Origin of the sequence: Streptomyces sp. NPDC056628 (assembly GCF_042792555.1) — a bacterium.
GTDB lineage: Bacteria > Actinomycetota > Actinomycetes > Streptomycetales > Streptomycetaceae > Streptomyces.
The window spans coordinates 58780-77383 of the sequence record NZ_JBHTWG010000032.1 but is presented as its reverse complement, the minus strand read 5'-3'; the positions used below and the strand labels follow the sequence as shown (position 1 = coordinate 77383).

General features: G+C 72.7%; 14 protein-coding genes. 3 read left to right on the top strand and 11 right to left on the bottom strand.

From position 1 onward, the window contains the following. Window positions 1–102: 102 nt before the first annotated feature. The gene (locus ACFRAC_RS29280) at window positions 103–3147 is read right to left on the bottom strand and encodes a putative bifunctional diguanylate cyclase/phosphodiesterase (RefSeq protein WP_382934216.1); all 3045 of its coding nucleotides are present in this window, start codon (window positions 3145–3147) and stop codon (window positions 103–105) included. A gap of 453 nt (window positions 3148–3600) precedes the next feature. Further along, the gene (locus ACFRAC_RS29275) at window positions 3601–4551 is read right to left on the bottom strand and encodes a 2-hydroxyacid dehydrogenase (protein ID WP_382934214.1); all 951 of its coding nucleotides are present in this window, start codon (window positions 4549–4551) and stop codon (window positions 3601–3603) included. A gap of 75 nt (window positions 4552–4626) precedes the next feature. On the opposite strand from ACFRAC_RS29275, the gene ACFRAC_RS29270 reads away from it, so the two are divergent. Together ACFRAC_RS29270 and ACFRAC_RS29265 are read left to right on the top strand one after the other, a co-directional pair. Continuing rightward, window positions 4627–5625 carry an aldo/keto reductase gene (locus ACFRAC_RS29270; protein WP_382934210.1) on the top strand — a complete coding sequence of 333 codons (999 nt, stop codon included), beginning with the start codon at window positions 4627–4629 and terminating at the stop codon, window positions 5623–5625. A 115-nt stretch (window positions 5626–5740) separates the two neighbouring features. Then, window positions 5741–6943 carry a PQQ-dependent sugar dehydrogenase gene (locus ACFRAC_RS29265; RefSeq protein WP_382934204.1) on the top strand — a complete coding sequence of 401 codons (1203 nt, stop codon included), beginning with the start codon at window positions 5741–5743 and terminating at the stop codon, window positions 6941–6943. Here the strand turns inward: ACFRAC_RS29265 and ACFRAC_RS29260 are convergent. From ACFRAC_RS29260 to ACFRAC_RS29235, 6 genes are all read right to left on the bottom strand, one after another. Next, window positions 6930–7151, bottom strand: coding sequence for a DUF6191 domain-containing protein (locus ACFRAC_RS29260; RefSeq protein ID WP_382934200.1), 222 nt, complete (start codon window positions 7149–7151; stop codon window positions 6930–6932). The genes ACFRAC_RS29265 and ACFRAC_RS29260 overlap by 14 nt on opposite strands. Before the next feature lie 38 nt (window positions 7152–7189). Next, window positions 7190–10255, bottom strand: coding sequence for an AAA family ATPase (locus ACFRAC_RS29255; RefSeq protein ID WP_382934194.1), 3066 nt, complete (start codon window positions 10253–10255; stop codon window positions 7190–7192). 68 nt (window positions 10256–10323) lie between these two features. Further along, window positions 10324–10551: a hypothetical protein gene (locus tag ACFRAC_RS29250; protein WP_382934192.1), complete on the bottom strand. Its 228-nt coding sequence runs from the start codon at window positions 10549–10551 to the stop codon at window positions 10324–10326. Between the two features lie 164 nt (window positions 10552–10715). Continuing rightward, on the bottom strand, window positions 10716–11252 hold the full coding sequence (locus tag ACFRAC_RS29245) for a hypothetical protein (protein ID WP_382934188.1): 537 nt from the start codon (window positions 11250–11252) through the stop codon (window positions 10716–10718). Window positions 11253–11287: 35 nt separating this feature from the next. Next, a complete protein-coding gene (locus tag ACFRAC_RS29240) occupies window positions 11288–11863 on the bottom strand; it encodes a GNAT family N-acetyltransferase (RefSeq protein WP_382934183.1) in 576 nt (191 codons plus the stop codon). Continuing rightward, entirely contained in the window at window positions 11841–14069 is a 2229-nt protein-coding gene (locus ACFRAC_RS29235) for an MMPL family transporter (RefSeq protein WP_382934167.1), read from the bottom strand. Before ACFRAC_RS29235 ends, ACFRAC_RS29240 begins: the two co-directional genes overlap by 23 nt. 410 nt (window positions 14070–14479) lie before the next feature. Between ACFRAC_RS29235 and ACFRAC_RS29230 the strand changes: the two genes are divergently transcribed. Then, window positions 14480–15283, top strand: a complete 804-nt coding sequence (locus tag ACFRAC_RS29230) for a methyltransferase domain-containing protein (protein ID WP_382934160.1) — start codon at window positions 14480–14482, stop codon at window positions 15281–15283. Window positions 15284–15340: 57 nt separating this feature from the next. Here ACFRAC_RS29230 and gatB read toward each other — a convergent pair whose 3' ends face one another. From gatB to gatA, 3 genes are read right to left on the bottom strand one after another with little or no spacing between them, the layout of a single operon-like run. Then, window positions 15341–16855 carry an Asp-tRNA(Asn)/Glu-tRNA(Gln) amidotransferase subunit GatB gene (gatB, locus tag ACFRAC_RS29225; RefSeq protein ID WP_382934154.1) on the bottom strand — a complete coding sequence of 505 codons (1515 nt, stop codon included), beginning with the start codon at window positions 16853–16855 and terminating at the stop codon, window positions 15341–15343. Between the two features lie 15 nt (window positions 16856–16870). After that, window positions 16871–17113 (bottom strand): hypothetical protein, encoded by a 243-nt coding sequence (locus ACFRAC_RS29220; RefSeq protein WP_079033834.1) that lies wholly within the window; start codon window positions 17111–17113, stop codon window positions 16871–16873. Continuing rightward, window positions 17110–18603 carry an Asp-tRNA(Asn)/Glu-tRNA(Gln) amidotransferase subunit GatA gene (gene gatA, locus ACFRAC_RS29215; RefSeq protein ID WP_382934142.1) on the bottom strand — a complete coding sequence of 498 codons (1494 nt, stop codon included), beginning with the start codon at window positions 18601–18603 and terminating at the stop codon, window positions 17110–17112. The genes ACFRAC_RS29220 and gatA overlap by 4 nt, the downstream gene beginning before the upstream one ends. Between the last annotated feature and the right edge of the window lies 1 nt (window position 18604).

Sequence of the window (18604 nt, the reverse complement as noted above, 5' to 3'; positions counted from 1 at the left end):
TCCGGGTCGGTCCGGACGTCACCAGCTTCAGCCGACGCGCTTTCCAAGTACGAGAATTCGGGTGCGCATGGCACTGACCCTCCCCCCGGCGCGCACCCGGTGTCAAGTGGGTGGGACGGGAGTCTCATTATGTGAGCGAAGGCCCGCCCCGCCCCCGAGGACTACGGGCACCCCTCCGGAGTATCTGCCTGTCCCCCGTTCGGCGGGCTCCAGAGCGCCGCCCACGAACGCGGGTTCGATGGGGCCGTTCGGCACCGGGTAGTGGCCGGCCGTGAGCGCCCGGCGCAGCCGGTACTCGTCCAGCGGACCGGAGAAGGCCATGCCCTGCCCATGGGTGCATCCCATGGCGCGCAGGGCGACGACCTGTTCGGGGAGGTCCACCCCGTCGGCCACGGACTGGAGCCCGAGGTCGCACGCGATCCGCAGCAGCCCGCCGGTGATCTTGTGCAGCCGGGCGGACTCGACGACGCCCTCGACCAGTCCCCGGTCGAGCTTGAGCACGTCGACGGGGAGCCGGCGCAGGGCGGTGATGGCCGCGTAGCCGCTGCCGAAGCCGTCCAGGGCGATCCGGACGCCGAGCCGCCGCAGACCGCTGAGCCGGCGCTCCAGCTCGTCCAGCGGGATCCGCGGGTCGAGATCGGCCAGCTCGATGACCAGCGCCCCGGACGGCAGCCCGTACCGGGTCAGCAGCGTCTCCACGGAGCCGAGGGGCATCGACCGGTCGAGCAGCCGGCGCGCGCCCACCCGTACGGCGACGGGTACGGCGTGGCCGGTCGCGGTGCGCTCGGCGGCCTGCTCGACGGCCTCCTCCAGCATCCAGCGACCCAGCTCGGCGGTCTTGTCGCTGTCCTCGGCCACCCGCAGGAACTCCGCGGGCGTGAACAGCACCCCCTGCGAGGACCTCCAGCGCGCCTGGGTGGCGACCGACGCGATCCGGCCGGTCTCCAGGCACACCACCGGCTGATGGAGCAGCGCGAACTCACCGTCGTGCAGCGCGGCCCGCAGACGCGTGGCCAGCTCCGCCTTGCGCACGACGTCCTGCTGCATCTGCGGCTTGTACAGCTCGACGCGCCCCTTGCCGCCCGCCTTCGCCCGGTACATGGCCAGGTCGGCGTTGCGCAGCAACTCCCCCGCACCCAGGCCCGGTTCGGCGAAGGCGACGCCGATGGAGGCGTTGACGCGGACATCGTTGCCGTCGATGAGGTAGGGCTGGGACAGCGTCACCCTGAGGCGGTCGGCGAGCTCCAGGATGTGCCGTTCCCGGGCGGCGCGGTCGCGGGTGCCGTCCCCGGTGATCAGGGCCGCGAACTCGTCGCCGCCCAGCCGCGAGGCGATGTCCCCGCCGCGGACCGCGTCCTGGAGTCTGCGGGCGGCCTGGACGAGCAGTTCGTCCCCGGCCTGGTGGCCGATCGTGTCGTTGACGCCCTTGAAGCCGTCGAGGTCGATGAAGAGCACGGCCGTGTTGCGCAGGGCGACGCCCCGGTCGGTGGCGCGGCGGCCGGACAGGGCCTGCTGCACGCGCTTGGTGAACAGGGCGCGGTTGGGCAGGTCGGTGAGCGGGTCGTGCTCCGCGTTGTGCTGGAGCTGGGCCTGCAGGCGGACCCGCTCGGTGACGTCCCGGCTGTTGAAGATCAGGCCGCCGTGGTGCCGGTTGACCGTCGACTCGACGTTGAGCCAGCCGCCGTCGCCGGAGCGGAACCGGCACTCGATGCGCGTGGTGGGCTCCTCCAGCGGGCTGACGGAGAGGAAGCGGCGCACCTCGTGCACCACGCAGCCCAGGTCCTCCGGGTGGATGAGGCCGGCCAGCTCCGAACCGACCAGCTCCTCGGCGGAGCGGCCGTAGACCCCGGCGGCGGCCGGGGAGACGTACCGCAGGACGCCGTTGGGCGCGGCGATCATGATGACGTCGCTGGAGCCCTGCACCAGGGACCGGAAGTGGTTCTCCTTCTGGGCCAGTTCCTGAGTGAGGGTGATGTTGTCGAGCAGCATGATGCCCTGGCGCACCACGAGGGCGAGCACCACGGTGCCGCCGGTGATCAGCACCACGCGGTCGACGCTGCGGCCGTTGAGCACGTTGTACAGGATGCCCAGGGTGCAGACGGCGGCGGCGAGATAGGGCGTGAGCGCGGCCAGGGAGCCGGCGATGGGCCGGGTGAGCGGGTACCGGGGCTGGTCGCCCGGCTGCGGGCCCGGCGGCGGGGCCGGCGGTGGGGCGGGGTGGTGGTGGCCGGTGCCGCGCTGTCCGGGCAGGTGCTCGTGGACCACGCGGGAGTGCCCGGAGCCGTCCTTGCGCCCGGCGTCGGCTGGTCCGCGCCGGGGCGCCGCCCAGGGCGCGTACGCGAGGAGCAGGGAGCCCGCGAACCATCCGGCGTCGAGCAACTGGCCCGACTGGTACGTGTGGTGGAGCAGCGGCGAGGTGAACAGGGCGTCGCACATCACGGTCAGGGCCAGTGCGCCGATCGCGGTGTTGATCGCGGTGCGGTTGGTCGAGGAGCGCCGGAAGTGCAGGGCGAGCACCATGCTGACCAGAGCGATGTCCAGCAGCGGGTAGGCGAGCGAGAGCGCGGTGTGCGCGACGCTCGGGCCCTCGGACTTGGCGGCCTGGGCGAGGGCGAGACTCCAGGCCAGCGTCAGCAGCGAGCCGCCGATCAGCCAGGCGTCCAGCACCAGGCAGACCCAGCCGGCCTTGGTCACGGGCCGCTTGGCGAGCACCAGGAGACCGACGATGGCGGGCGGCGCGAAGCACAGGAAGAACGCGTCGGCGTACGAGGGGCTCGGCACGGACTGCTCCAGGACGACCTCGTACCAGCCCCAGACCAGGTTGCCGAGAGCGGCCATCGCCGAGGAGAGCGAGAACAGCAGCCAGGCGGGCCGGAAGCGGATGCGGCGGCTGCGGGCGTAGCGGAAGCAGGAGACGGCGGCCACCGCGGCGGCCGCGGCCAGTCCGAAGTCGCCCATGATCAGGGCGAGTCGGTCCGAGCCCCAGCCGAGCGCGGACCCGACGGCGTAGGCCGCGCACAGCAGGGCCAGCCCGCTCTGCTGGGCGAGGGCCGAGCCGCCGAGCAGGGGGCTCGGCAGCGTCAGCCGTGGTGTGCGCCGGCTCCGCACTCCGTCGACGCGCGTCGGGGAGGGCGGTGGCGAGCTCACCGGTCCCTCCCGGTGCGCGCCGCTCGCGGGTCCCGTGGGTCCCGGTGGGCCGGGCGGGCCTGCCGCCTCCGGCAGCCGGGCCCCCGCGGGTGATGGCCGTGCCGGCAGCCGTGACCGTCTTGGCGGCCGCGTCCGCGGGCGGCCCTCCGCCAGGGTCGCCGGCGGCGGCCCCGCAGCGTCGGATCGATCGTCCATAGGCCGTGCATCGCCCGTCGCCCCCCTCACACATCTGGTCTGTCCGTCCCCGGCGCCGAACGGTGCGCGGCGCAGCCCCTGTCGGGACGATACACCAGTCTCGTCACTCAGGGACATAGCACTTCTACTCTCCGTGACGACCAGCGCATATGCGCGCACGGACCGCTTCCGAAGGGTTGCGGACGGTACTCGAAGCGGATTTCCGGACTGTTGCGTGGCGGCGTGCGCGTCACCCCGCGCGCGGTCGGCCGGTGGGCGTCACACGCGGTTCGCGCCCGTCGTAAGGATCACGTTGCCCAGGGGCTCCCGGTTCACCCAACGAGTCAACTGGTCCACCAGCAACCGCTTCGCGCGCGGCAGGAACGCGGAGGTGGGGCCGCCCACGTGCGGGCTGATCAGGACGCCGGGGGCCCGCCAGAGGGGGTGCGCCGGCGGGAGCGGCTCGGGGTCGGTGACGTCCAGGGCCGCGGTGATGCGGCCGGTCTCCACCTCCGCGAGCAGGGCCTTCGTGTCCACGACGCCGCCGCGGGCGACGTTGACCAGGAGCGCGCCGTCCTTCATACGGGCGAGGAAACCGGCGTCGACCAGGTGCCGGGTCGCCTCCGTGAGGGGCGTGCACAGGATGACGACGTCCGCGTCGGGGATCAGGGCGGACAGGTCGGTGAGTGGATGCACGGGTCCGCGCGCCGTGGTGCGCGCCGAGCGCGCGACGCGCGCCACCCGCGCAACCTCGAAGGGGATGAGCCGGTCCTCGATGGCGGCGCCGATCGAGCCGTATCCCACGATGAGGACGTTCTTGTCCGCGAGCGCCGGCCGGAATCCGCCGCGCCACTCCCCCTTGTCCTGCGCCCGCACGAAGTCGGGGATGCCGCGCAGGGACGCGAGGATCAGCGCGAGCGTGAGTTCGGAGGTGCTCGCCTCGTGCACCCCGCGCGCGTTGCACAGGCGCACGCCGGGCCGCAGGTGCCTCAGGCCCGGCTCCACGTGGTCGGTGCCGGCGGACAGCGTCTGCACGACCTCCACGGCGCCCATCTCGGGCAGGGGGCGCTGCCCGACCGCGGGTGCCTTCATATAGGGCACGACGTAGAACGCGCAGTCCGCGGGATCGGCGGGATAGTCCTCGCCGCCGTCCCAGAAGCGGTACGCCGGACCTGCGGGAAGTCCGTCGATCTCGTCCGGCCGGAGGGGGAGCCACACGTCAGCAGTCATGCCTGGAGGCTATGTCAGGCGAACTGGTGTGCAGAGGTTAGGTTGGGGTGCCGGAAGAGGGAGGGTCACGGCCAGGTGGAGCGCAGGACGATCGGCGCGGGCGCACTCGCGGTGGGAGCCGTCGGCCTCGGCTGCATGCCGATGAGCTGGGCCTACAGCTCGTCGCGGCAGCGGGGCGAGGAGTCGCTGAGAACGGTGCACCGCGCACTCGATCTGGGCACGACACTGCTGGACACGGCCGACATGTACGGCCCGTTCACCAACGAGCTGTTGGTGGGGCGGGCGTTGAAGGAGCGGCGGCCGGACGCCTTCGTGTCGACCAAGGTCGGCCTGCTGGTGGGCGAGCAGCACATCGTGGCCAACGGCCGCCCCGGCTATGTGAGACGGGCGTGCGACGCCTCGTTGCGCCGGCTGCAGACGGACGTCATCGACCTGTACCAACTGCACCGCGCCGACCCGGAGGTGCCCGTCGAGGAGACGTGGGGCGCGATGGCCGAGCTGGTGCGGGCCGGCAAGGTACGGGCGCTGGGGCTGTGCGCGGTCGGCGCCCGCGGCGGACGACGGTCCGGCGCACGCCTGCACGACGCCACGATCCGCCAGCTCCAGCGGGTGCAGCAGGTCTTCCCGGTGAGCGCGGTGCAGGCCGAGCTGTCGGTGTGGTCGCCGGAGGCGCTGGAGACGCTGCTGCCGTGGTGCGAGGCCCGCGGGGTCGGCTTCCTGGCCGCGATGCCGCTGGGCAACGGCTTCCTGACCGGCACCCTGACTCCGGGCCAGGGCTTCGAGCACGACGACGTGCGCGCCCGGCACCCCCGCTTCACCGCCGAGATGATGGCGGCGAACCAGCCGATCGTGGTCGGGCTGCGCCGGATCGCGGCCCGGCACGGCGACGGGGTCACACCGGCGCAGGTGGCGCTCGCGTGGGTGCTGGCGCAGGGGCGGCACGTGGTGCCGGTGCCGGGGGCGAAGCGGGAGCGCTGGGTGACGCAGAACGCGCGGGCCGAGGGGCTGCGGCTGACGAGCGAGGACCTGGCCGAGGTGGCGGAACTGCCCGGGGCGCGGGGATCCTGGGACTGACGGCGGGCCGCCCGGAGCAAAAATCCCGGGAGGGACGGCGGGGCCGCCCGCCCGGCCGTGTCCCGGACGGTGACCGGTCCCGGGAGATCGGGAACCCGTGGGGCTCGGGCGGTGTATGAAGAGTGAGACCCGCCGCGTCGAAGGGACCGTGATCGTGCAACGTCGAGCCGTGTCGGCCGTGTTGGCCGCCGCCGCACTCCTGCTGACGGCCGGATGTTCGTCCGGCGACGGTGCCGCGCCGGGGAAGAAGGGGGGCGTGAGATCGAGCGCCACCTCCGGCTCCGAAGCGCCGCCGAGCGCGCGGGCGACCGCGACACCGCCCGCGAAGGGCACGGTCTCCGTGGTGCGCACGGTCGCCGAGGGCCTGAAGACCCCCTGGGGTCTCGCCCCGATCCCGGGCGGCGACCTGCTGGTGTCCTCCCGCGACGAGGCCACGATCACCCGGATCGACCCGAAGACCGGGAAGAAGACCGAGCTGGGCGAGGTGCCCGGGGTGTCGCCGGCCGGCGAGGGCGGGCTCTTGGGGATCGCGCTGTCCCCGGACTTCGCCGCGGACCACATGATCTACGCCTACTTCACCTCGGCCTCGGACAACCGCATCGTGCGGATGCTCTACGACGGGAAGCGGCCGGCGGGCGAGCAGTTGGGCGCACCCGACACGGTCTTCAAGGGCATCCCCAAGGGCTACATCCACAACGGCGGCCGGATCGCCTTCGGCCCCGACCACATGCTGTACGCGGGCACCGGCGAGAGCGGCGACACCGGACTGTCCCAGGACAAGAAGTCGCTGGGCGGCAAGATCCTGCGGATGACCCCCGAGGGGGAACCGGCCCCGGGCAACCCCTTCCCGGACTCCCCGGTCTACTCGTACGGCCACCGCAATGTGCAGGGCCTGGCCTGGGACCGTGAACAGCGCCTGTTCGCCTCGGAGTTCGGCCAGGACACCTGGGACGAGCTGAACGCGATCAAGCCCGGCGACAACTACGGCTGGCCCGAGGCCGAGGGAATGACGGACGACAAGGACGTCCACAGTCCACTGGCCCAGTGGTCCCCCGACGACGCCTCCCCCAGCGGGCTGGCCCACGCCAAGGGCTCCCTGTGGATGGCGGGCCTGAAGGGACAGACCCTGTGGCGCGTCCCGCTCGACGGCGTCAAGGCGTCGGCCGACCCCCAGCCCTTGCTGAAGGGCAGGTACGGCCGGCTCCGGACGGTCGTGGCCGCGGGCGGCGACAGGCTGTGGCTGGTGACGAGCAACACCGACGGAAGGGGTGACCCCAAGTCCAGCGACGACCGCATCCTCGAGCTCAAGGTGAGCTGAGGTCGCCGTCCTCGCCGTCCTCCTCGTCCCAGTCGTCCTCGTGGAGCGTCTCCGTACGCCGTACGACGACCTTTCCGGAGGCGAGGTCTATCGGCCCCCGTCCGGGGTCGCTGTCGCCGACGTCCTCGCGGGTCAGTTCCAGGCGGTTCTGTTCGTCGCGCTCGTGCTTGCGGCCGGGCGCGAAGAGCTCTTCGAACGCGTTGAACACAGGACCTCCTACGACCGGCGTCCCTGAGAGCGTATGCCTCAGCCGCGCGTCCCGGAGGTGAGCGTCTCCACCGGGAACAGCCCCATCCGGTGCGCCACCGCGGCCGCCTCGCCCCGGCCGGAGACGCCGAGCTTGCCCAGGATGTTCGACACATGGACGCTGGCGGTCTTCGGGGAGATGAAGAGCTCCTGGGCGATCTGGCGGTTGGTGCGGCCCGCGGAGACCAGGCGCAGCACATCGCGCTCGCGGCTGGTGAGGCCGAGGGTGTCGGCCGGGTCGGCGGGGGGCGGGGCCGTGGTGAGGCTGAGGCGGGCCCGCTGGGCCAGCAGGGTCGTGGCGTCGGCGAGCGGGCGGGCGCCCAGGTGGACGGCGGTGGCCCGGGTGAGCCGGAGCAGCTCGGCGGCGCGGGCGCGCTCGTCGTCGCCGCCCGCGGTCAGCAGCGCCTCGGCCAGGCGGTGGCGGACCCGGGCGAGGTCGTAGGGGCGTTCCAGCGCCTCGAAGGCGGTGACCACGTCGTTCCAGGTGCCGGGGTCGGTGCGGTCCTCGGCCCGGTCGATCTCGGCGCGGGTCCACCGCTCGTAGGCGAGCCACACGGGCGCGCCCGTGGCGAGGGTGCGGACGGCCTCGAAGAGGCGCCGCAGGAAGGCGGTGCGTCCGTCGTGCCCGCCGGGCGGCGGGACGGCGCGGGCGTCGGACTCGGCGACGGCGGCGGCCAGCAGCAGGGGCCAGGCGTAGCGCTGGGTGCCGGGCGGGAATCCGGCGTCGAGGACCCGGTCGGCCTCGGCGCGGGCGTCGAGGAGGCGGCCCTCCGCGGCGGCTATCCCGAGGGTGAGGTGGGACATGGGGAGGTTGTGCTGCGGCATCGGGTCGTGGGTGCCGTAGGAGGCGCGGGCGGCGGCGAGGTGGCGGGCGGCCTCGGCGATCTGGCCGCGGTCGAGCGCGAGCTGGGCCAGGCGGTTGGCGGCGCCGCCGCGCGGCTTGGCGGACTGGCTGGTGCGCTGGGCGCCGACGGCGGCCTCGGCCGCCTCGTCCCAGCGGCCCAGGGAGACCAGGGACTCGGCGAGGTTCACCCAGATCCAGGCCTCGGAGTCGCGCAGGCCCCACTCCTGGGTGAGCCGCAGGCCCTCGCGCAGGATGGAGACGGCCTCCGCCGAGCGCCCGACGCCTTCCAGGACGGACGGCAGGTTCACATGGCTGCGGCCCACCACGGAGGTGAGCCCGCGTTCCAGCACCGCCTCCTTGACCTCGTACATCTGGGCGAGGCCGACGCCGTCCCCGGCCTCGACCATGAGTCCGCCGAGGGTCAGGCGCGCGTTCAGCTCGATGTCCTCGGCGCCCACCATGCGCGCGTACTCCACGGCCCGCTCCGCGGCGGACACCGCGTCGGGGCCGGGGTCGCGCAGCATCGACCAGCTGGCGGCGGTGGCGAGCACCTCGGCGTGCACCTCGGACGGCGGCAGGCCGCGGACGAGCTCCTGGGCGGTGCCGATCTCCTTCCAGCCGTCCCCGCGGGCCAGGGCCTGCACCAGCCGCGAGCGCTGGATCCAGAACCAGGCGGCGCGCAGCGGGTCGTGGTCCTCCTCCAGCAGGTGCAGGGCCCGCTTGGTGATCTTCAGGGCGCGTTCGCGCTCCCCGCAGCGCCGTCCGGCGACGGCCGCCTCGGCCATCAGGTCGAGGTAGCGCAGCGGGGCGGCGGCCTCGGGGGTGCCGCCGCGCCGCTCGGACAGCGGGGGCGGATAGGCCTCGGTGTAGTCGACGGGGCGCAGGGTGGCGCGGATGTCCGCGGGGGTGGCGTCCCACAGTTCCATCGCGCGTTCCAGCAGCCGGAGTTGCTCGGAGTGGGCGCGCCGGCGACGGGCGGTGACGGAGGCGTCGAGGACGGCGGGCAGGGCCTTGGCCGGGTCGTTCGCGTGGTACCAGTAGCTGGCCAGCCGCATCACGCGCTCGCCGGCCGGGACGAGCGTCGGGTCGGCTTCGAGGGCTTCGGCGTAGCGGCGGTTGAGGCGGGAGCGTTCGCCGGGCAGCAGATCGTCGGCGACGGCCTCGCGGACGAGGGAGTGCCGGAAGCGGTAGCCGTCGTCGCCGGGCGCGACGGTGAGGATGCTGGCGTTGACAGCGGCCCGCAGCGCCTCGATCAGATCGTCCTCGGCGAGGTCGGCGACGGCGGCGAGCAGCCGGTACTCCACGGTGGAGCCGCCCTCGGCGACGAGCCGGGCGACCCGCTGGGCGCTCTCGGGGAGCCGCTCGACGCGTACGAGGAGCAGGTCGCGCAGGGAGTCGGTGAGGCCGGTGCAGCCGCCCTCGTGCGCGGCGACGGCGAGTTCCTCGACGAAGAAGGCGTTCCCGTCGGAGCGTTCGAAGATCGCGTCGACCTGGGCCGGGTCGGGTTCGCGGGCGAGGATGCCGGCGATCTGGCAGCCGACCTCGTCGCGGGTGAAGCGGCCGAGCTCGATGCGGCGGACGGTGCGCAGCCGGTCGAGTTCGGCGAGGAGCGGGCGCAGCGGGTGCCGGCGGTGGATGTCGTCGGAGCGGTAGGTGGCGAGGACGACGAGGCGGCCGGTGCGCAGGGTGCGGAAGAGGTAGGTGAGCAGGTGCCGGGTGGAGGCGTCGGCCCAGTGCAGGTCCTCCAGGGCGACGACGACCGTGCGGTGCGCGGCGAGGCGTTCCAGCAGGCGGGCCGTCAGTTCGAAGAGGCGGGCCATGCCCTCCTCGCCGGAGCGGTCGGCGCCGAGGCCGGCCGGGGTCTCCCCCACCTCGGGCAGCAGGCGCGCCAGCTCGTCCTCCTGCCCGGCGGCGGCCGCGGCCAGTTCCTCGGGCAGCTGGCGGCGCAGCGCGCGCAGGGCGGTGGAGAAGGGGGCGAACGGCAGGCCGTCGGCGCCGATCTCGACGCAGCCGCCGAGGGCCACGACGGCGCCCGCGCGGGCGGCGGCGCCGGCGAACTCCTCGACGAGGCGGGTCTTGCCGACCCCGGCCTCACCGCCGATGACCAACGCCTGCGGCTCGCCCGTGGTGGCACGGGCGAGCGCGTCGTCCAACGTCTCCAACTCGGTTGTCCGGCCGACGAACACGGGGCTTACGGAGCGGCTCTCCACAGGCCCGAGCATCGCACGCGGCGCGGGCGGCGCGGCACCGGTTTTCCCGGTGCCGCGCCCGGGCCCGGCCGCCGGCGGCCTCACGCGGGGCGCGCGGCGCGCCGGTGGCCGGGGCCGGCGGTATGCGAGGGCGTGTCCCCCGGCTCCCGTGCGGGACGCCGGGCGGCGCGGCGCTCGGCGCGGCGGACCCGGACGGCCTCGCGGACCAGGCGCTCGTGCTCGGCCTGGCGGATCAGCTCGTCGGTGCGCAGGTGGTGCATCTCGTAGTCGAACATGGTGTCGTCCCCCTGGTGGATCCGGGCTGTCATCGCTTCCTGCGATGCCTCAACCTTCGTCTCCCAGGGGGGTCCGCCACATCGGGAGAGTGCCGCATCTTGCCGGCCCGGTGGGTGCCTTAGACACGGCAAAGGGGCCTCAGGACGCCGTCTAAGGTGCTTACGGCGGCCCTGAGGCCCCTCTGATCCGCGGTGACTCAGCCCGCCGAGGGCAGGCCGAGCAGCGCGTCGGTGTACTTGAGGACGGCCAGCAGCAGGCCGATCACGCCGAGGGCGACACCGCCCCAGGCGACCGACTTGATCCAGGCGGGCTGCGGCCGGCCGGGGGCGCCGAACGCGGGCCGGGCGAGCACCACGACGCCGACGATCAGCGCGACCACCGCGAACAGGCCGGCCACCAGCGCGGAGCTCTGCCAGGCGTCGCCGTAGACCGCCTTGATCTGTGTGGCCACGCTCGCGTCGGACGACGTCTGCAGCTGGCCGATGAGCGTCTCGCGCGCGGCGGCGACCGTGCCGATCCAGCCGCCGGTCAGGGACACGAGGCCGAGGGCGGCGGAGACCACCGCGGCGGCGCCCTGGCCGACGAAGGAGCGCTCCGCTTCCGTCGCCTCGGCGGCCACCGCCTCGGGCTCGTCGCCGGCGACGGCCTGGACCTCGGCCGCCTCGGTGGCGTCCACGGCCTCGTCGTCGGTCTTGGCCGTGGTCACGGTCTCGTCCACTGTCTTCGTTCCCATGTCTGGCACCGTACGTACGCTTCCTGAGAGGTGTCTTAATGATCGCTGTGCGCGGTACGCGCGTGTGCTTCACGCCACTCCGGGGCGAGGATCGACCAGATCTCCAGGTCGTGGCGCACCCCACCATAGAGGTGGGCCTCGCGGCGTACGCCGTCCCGGGTCATCCCGAGGCGGCGGGCGACGTTCAGGCTGGCGGTGTTGCCGGCGGCGGCGACCCATTCGACGCGGTGGATGCCGCGCTCCTCGACGGCCCAGTCGACGAGCACCCGCATGGCCCGCGTGACGAGGCCGCGCCCGGTCGCGGCGGGCTCCAGCCAGCACCCGACCTCGCAGGTTCCGGCCGCGGCGTCGAAGTGCAGCGTGAGGACGCCCCCGACGAGCTTCCCGTCCAGCCAGATGCCGTGGTACGAGGCACTGTCCGCGGCGCGCAGGTCGGCGTACCGCTGGAGCGTCTGGCGAGCGGACGCCGGGTCGGTGACGGCCGAGCCGAACGGGATGAACCGCCCGATGAACTCCCGGCCGCGCTCCAGATGGGCCAGGAACTCGTCGGCGTGCCACGGTTCCAGCGGCCTCAGCTCGGCTCCGTCGTCACCCAGGGATATCGCGTACATCGTCCCTCTGCTCCTTCTCGAGTTCCGCCACGACGTCGGTGAGCGTCTCATGGGCGGCCCGGCACTCGGGCGGCTCGATGCTGATGCGGGGCATGCGCCTGTCGAGCCAGCCGGGCAGCCACCAGTTGGCGCCGCCGAGCAGGTGCATCAGGGCGGGGACGAGGAGGGTGCGCAGCACGAACGCGTCCAGGGCGACGGCCGCCGCCAGGGCGATGCCGAACATGGCTATCACGCGGTCGCCGCTGAGGACGAAGGCGAGGAACACGGAGATCATGATGACCGCGGCGGAGTTGATCACCCGGCCGGTCTCGGCGAGGCCGATGCGCACGGCCCGCCGGTTGTCGCCGGTCTCCAGCCACTCCTCGTACATCCGGCTGACCAGGAAGACCTGGTAGTCCATGGAGAGCCCGAAGAGCACGGACACCATGATCACGGGGAGGAAGGGCTCGATCGGACCGGACCGGCCGAGCCCCAGCAGCTCGCTCCCCCAGCCCCACTGGAACACGGCGACGACGACGCCGAACGCGGCGGCCACGGCGGCCACGTTCATCGCGGCGGCCTTCAGCGGGATGCCGACGGACCGGAAGGCGAGCAGGAGCAGCAGGCAGCCGAGGCCGATGACGGCGCCGACGAAGAGGGGGAGCTTGCCGACGATCACGTCGGCGAAGTCGTCGTAGCCGGCCGTCATGCCGCCGACCTGGACGTCGAGGGAGGTCCCGGTCTCGGCGCGTGGCAGGACGTCGTCGCGCAGCCGGTCCACGAGGTCGCTGGTCCGGTCGGACTGCGGGGACGACTCGGGGACCACGGTGAGGTAGGCGGTGTCGCTGCGCGCGTTGTACGTCACCGGGGTCACCGAGGCGACGCCCTCGGTGGCGCGCAGGGTGGCGTCGAGGTTGTCCAGGGCCAGCTTGTCCTCGGCGCCGCCGACCTCGGTGACGAGGGTGAGCGGCCCGTTGACGCCGGGCCCGAAGCCGTCGGCGAGCAGGTCGTAGGCCTGGCGGGTGGTGGAGGTGGCCGGGTCGTTGCCCTGGTCGGAGGTGCCGAGGCGCAGCCCCAGGGTGGGCAGGGCGAGAACGGTGATGACGGCGAGGGCGATCGCGCCGAGGGCCTTGGGGTGGCGCTCCACGAAGGCGGACCAGCGGGCGGCGAGCCCGGTGGGCAGTTCGGGCTGGGGTCCGTGCTCGGCCAGCCGGCGCCGCTCGCGGCGGCTGAGGGCACGCATGCCGATGAGGGACAGCAGGGCGGGCAGCAGGGTCACGGAGGCCGCGACGGTCAGGACCACGGTCAGGGAGGCGGCGATCGCCACGCCGTTGAGGAAGCTCAGCCGCAGGATCAGCATGCCCAGCAGGGCGATGCACACCGTGGCACCGGCGAACACCACCGCGCGCCCGGTGGTGACCACGGCGTTGGTGATCGACTCGGCCACGGGCAGGCCCCGTTTGAGCCCGCGCCGGTGTCTGGTGACGATGAACAGGGCGTAGTCGATGCCGACGCCGAGTCCGATGAGCATGCCGAGCATGGGGGCGAAGTCGGCCACCGTCATGGCGTGCCCGAGGAGGGCGATCCCCGCGTAGGCGGTGCCGACGCTCACCAGGGCGGTGGCGATGGGCAGCAGCGAGGCGGCGAGCGAGCCGAAGGCGAGGAAGAGGACGACGGCGGCGACGGCCACGCCGACGATCTCGGCGGTGTGCCCGCCCGGCGACTCGGTGAGGGCGACGGCGGACCCGCCGAGTTCGACCTGGAGCCCGTCGGTCTCCGCGGCCTTCGCGGTGTCCACGACGGCCCGGGCCTCACCCTCGTCGAGGCGTTCGGCACCGGTGTCGAAGGTCACGGTGGCGTAGGCCGTGTGCCCGTCCTCGCTGATCCGGGCGGCGCCCTGCTTGCCGTAGGGGCCGTTCACGGACGCGACGCCGGGCAGATCCGCGATGTCGTCCAGGGTGCGCGTCATGGTCTGTTCGACGGCGCCGGCGCGGACGGTGCCCGACGCGGTGTGCCAGACGACGGTGTCGCTGTCCCCGCCGAAGCCGGGGAAGCCCTCCTGCAGCAGCTGGGTGGCGCGGCCCGACTCGGTGCCGGGGACCTCGTAGTCGGTGGAGTAGGCGGAGCCCGTGACGGCGGCGGCCGCGGTCACCCCGCCGAAGGCGAGGAGCCAGAGCAGTACGGCGACGAGGCGGCGTTGGACACACCAGCGTGCAAGAGCTGCCACGGACGTGCTCCCAGGGGGACGATGTGTGGATCTTTGACCGGGAACAGTCGTTCATGAAGTGAACAGCCCGCAAAGAACGCATGAGCGATGTGATGCAACTCTTGCAGTTGAAAATGATCGTTTGCCGTGATCGTGGGGTTGTTCACAGCAATGGGAGGAAGAACACAGGACAGTAACGGCGCATGTGTCGTCGCAGGTGGCGCCTGTCACAGGATTGCCCGGGCACACCGGGAACTTTCCCGGGACGGAAAAACCGGATGCGCCCCGCCGGACCCGCTGTCAGCATCCGAAGGTCACACCGTCAGCCGCGGCCCATCGCCGCCGACCCGAGCAGGTGCATTGTTTGAGCGTCCGGCCGAGCTCCTCCGTACCCCCTTCCGCTTCCCCGGACTCAAGGAGCCCGTCCACCCATGCCGGACCACACCCCGAGCACCTCGAGTGAGCACCTCACCGAACGGCTGACCCACCCCCGCCACCCGCGCGCCAACCGCTACGACCCGCGCTGGGTCATCGACAACCAGATGGGGCCGAACGCGCTCTGGCTGCTGGAGTGGCTGGCCCCCGCCCTCGGTCTGGACGCCCTGCGCCCCGGCGCCCGCGTCCTCGACCTGGGCTGCGGCCGGGCCATGACCTCCGTCTTCCTGGCCAGGGAGTACGACGCCCAGGTCACCGCGGCCGACCTGTGGATCGAGCCCGACGACAACGCGCGCCGTGTCGCCGAGGCCGGTTTCGCCGACCGGGTGCTGCCCGTGAAGGCCGAGGCGCACGCCCTGCCGTTCGCCGAGGGCTGCTTCGACACGATCGTGAGCATCGACGCCTACCAGTACTTCGGCACCGACGACCTCTACCTGCCCACGCTCACCCGGCTGCTGCGCCCCGGCGGCCGGATCGGCGTCGTCGTTCCGGCGCTGCGCGAGGAGCCGGACGGCGTGGAGCCGCCGGAGCACCTGCGGCCGTACTGGGAGCCGGCGTACTGGTGCTTCCACAGCGCCGGCTGGTGGCGGCGTCACTGGACCCGCAGCGGTGCCGTGGAGGTCGAGACCGCCGACTGGCTGGACGACGGCTGGCGGGACTGGCTGCTGTGGTGCGAGGTGGTCGCCGAGGAGAGTCCCGAGGAGTTCCACCGCACGATGGCCCGCCAGGTCGCCGAGATGGTGCGCCTGGACGAAGGGCGCACGCTGGGCTTCGTCCGTGTGGTGGGGCGACGCCTGTGACGACGAGGGGGACGCACCGGCTGCCGGTGCGTCCCCCTCGGGGTGTCCTGCCGGGGCTCAGCCCTCGCTGACGCCCAGCTTCTCCAGGATCAGCTCCTTGACGCGGGCCGCGTCGGCCTGACCGCGGGTGGCCTTCATGACCGCGCCGACCAGGGCGCCGGCCGCGGCGACCTTGCCACCGCGGATCTTGTCCGCGATGCCCGGGTTGCCGGCGATGGCCTCCTCGACGGCGGTGGTCAGGGCGCCCTCGTCGGAGACGACCTTCAGACCGCGCTTCTCGACGACCTCGTCCGGGGTGCCCTCGCCCGCGAGCACGCCCTCGATGACCTGCCGGGCCAGCTTGTCGTTCAGGTCGCCCTTGGTGACGAGCTCGGTGACCCGGGCGACCTGCTCGGGGGTGATGGAGAGCTCGTCGGGCGCCTTGCCCGACTCGTTGGCGCTGCGGGCCAGCTCACCCATCCACCACTTGCGGGCGGAGGCCGCGTCGGCACCGGCGTCGATGGTGGCGACGATCAGGTCCAGCGCGCCGGCGTTGAGGATCGCCTGCATGTCGGTGGCGGAGATGCCCCAGTCGGCCAGCAGCCGGGTGCGGCGGACCAGCGGCAGCTCGGGCAGGACCGCCCGGATCTCCTCGACCCACTCGCGCGAGGGGGCCACCGGCACCAGGTCCGGCTCGGGGAAGTACCGGTAGTCCTCGGCCTCCTCCTTCACGCGGCCCGAGGTCGTGGTCCCCGTGTCCTCGTGGAAGTGCCGGGTCTCCTGCACGATCGTGCCGCCGGACGACAGCACGGTCGCGTGCCGCTGGATCTCGAAGCGGACCGCGCGCTCCACGGACCGCAGCGAGTTGACGTTCTTCGTCTCCGAGCGGGTGCCGAACTTCTCGGTGCCGTGCGGGCGCAGCGACAGGTTCACGTCGCAGCGCATCTGGCCCATCTCCATCCGGGCCTCGGAGACGCCGAGCGCCCGGATGAGCTCGCGCAGCTCACGGACGTACGCCTTGGCCACCTCGGGGGCGCGCTCGCCGGCGCCGACGATCGGCTTGGTGACGATCTCGATGAGCGGGATGCCGGCGCGGTTGTAGTCCAGCAGGGAGTAGGACGCGCCGTGGATACGGCCGGTGGCACCGCCGACGTGCGTCGACTTGCCGGTGTCCTCCTCCATGTGGGCGCGCTCGATCTCGACGCGGAAGGTCTCCCCGTCCTCCAGCTGTACGTCGAGGTAGCCGTTGAAGGCGATCGGCTCGTCGTACTGGGAGGTCTGGAAGTTCTTCGGCATGTCCGGATAGAAGTAGTTCTTCCGGGCGAAGCGGCACCATTCGGCGATCTCGCAGTTCAGCGCGAGGCCGATCTTGATGGCTGACTCAACACCGGTCGCGTTGACGACCGGGAGCCCGCCCGGCAGGCCGAGGCAGACCGGGCAGGTCTGCGTGTTGGGGTCCTGGCCGAGGGCGGTCGAGCAGCCGCAGAACATCTTGGTCTTGGTGCCGAGTTCGACATGGACCTCGAGGCCCATGACGGGGTCGTACGACGCGAGTGCGTCCTCGTACGACACCAGGTCGGTCGTGGTGGTCACGGTGACACTTCCCTCTCAGCCCAGCAGGACGTCGTCGTCGCCCAGCCGCTTCAGCTCGCGGTAGAGGATGGCGAGGCCGGTGACGATCGCGGTGGCGGAGACGGCGGCGTCGATCAGACGCAGCGTGTCGCTCTCCACGCGGGCCTTCCTGGCCTGCTTGACGACGTTGACCGCACCGAACGCGGTGGTGGCCATGGACAGGTACAGACCGGACTTCGACTTCTTGAAGCCCTTGGCCTTGGACATTGCCTTGCTCACAGCGACGGAGCCTCCTCGATCAGCGGGTGACCCCACTTTTCCACGAAGGCGGCCTCGACGGCGGCGCCGACCTTGTAGAGCCGGTCGTCCTTCTGTGCCGGGGCGATGATCTGCAGGCCGACCGGGAGGTTGTCCTCCGGGGCCAGGCCGCAGGGCAGCGACATGGCCGCGTTGCCCGCGAGGTTCGTCGGGATGGTGCACAGGTCGGCGAGGTACATCGCCATCGGGTCGTCGGCGCGCTCGCCGATCGCGAAGGCGGTGGTCGGCGTCGTCGGCGACACGATCACGTCGACCTGCTCGAAGGCCTTCTCGAAGTCGCGCGTGATGAGCGTGCGGACCTTCTGGGCGCTGCCGTAGTACGCGTCGTAGTAGCCGCTCGACAGGGCGTACGTGCCGAGCATGATGCGGCGCTTCACCTCGGGGCCGAAGCCCGCCTCACGGGTGAGGGAGGTGACCTCCTCGGCGGAGTGCGTGCCGTCGTCGCCGACACGCAGGCCGTAGCGCAGGCCGTCGAAGCGGGCGAGGTTGGAGGAGCACTCGGACGGGGCGATCAGGTAGTACGCCGACAGCGCGAGGTCGAAGGACGGGCAGTCCAGTTCGACGATCTCGGCGCCCAGCTCCTTCAGCAGCTCGACGGACTCGTCGAAGCGCTGGATGACGCCGGCCTGGTAGCCCTCGCCGCGGAACTGCTTGACGACACCGACGCGCATGCCCCGCACGCTGCCGTTGCGGGCGGCCTCGACGACCGGCGGGACCGGGGCGTCGATGGAGGTGGAGTCCATCGGGTCGTGCCCGGCGATGACCTCGTGCAGCAGGGCCGCGTCGAGGACCGTACGGGCGCAGGGACCGCCCTGGTCCAGCGAGCTGGAGAAGGCGACCATGCCGTACCGGGACACCGCGCCGTACGTCGGCTTGACGCCGACCGTGCCGGTGACGGCGGCCGGCTGACGGATGGAGCCGCCGGTGTCGGTGCCGATGGCGAGCGGCGCCTGGAAGGAGGCGAGCGCGGCGGAGGAACCGCCGCCGGAACCGCCGGGGATCTTGGTGAGGTCCCAGGGGTTGCCGGTCGGGCCGTAGGCGCTGTTCTCGGTGGAGGACCCCATGGCGAACTCGTCCATGTTGGTCTTGCCGAGGATGACGACGTCGGCGGCCTTCAGCCGCTTGGTGAGCGTCGCGTCGTACGGCGGGATCCAGCCTTCGAGCATCTTCGAGCCGACGGTCGTGGGGACGCCCTCGGTGGTGAAGATGTCCTTCAGCGCGAGGGGGACGCCGGCCAGCGGGCCCAGCTTCTCGCCGCGCTCCCGCTTCTCGTCGACGGCGCGGGCCTGCGCGAGGGCGCCCTCGCGGTCGACGTACAGGAAGGCGTGCACCTTCTCGTCGACGGCCTCGATCCGGGCCAGGTGGGCCTCGGTGACCTCGACGGCCGTGAGCTCGCCGGAGGCGATCTTCTCGGCGGTCTCGGCGGCGGTGAGCTTGATGATGTCCGTCATG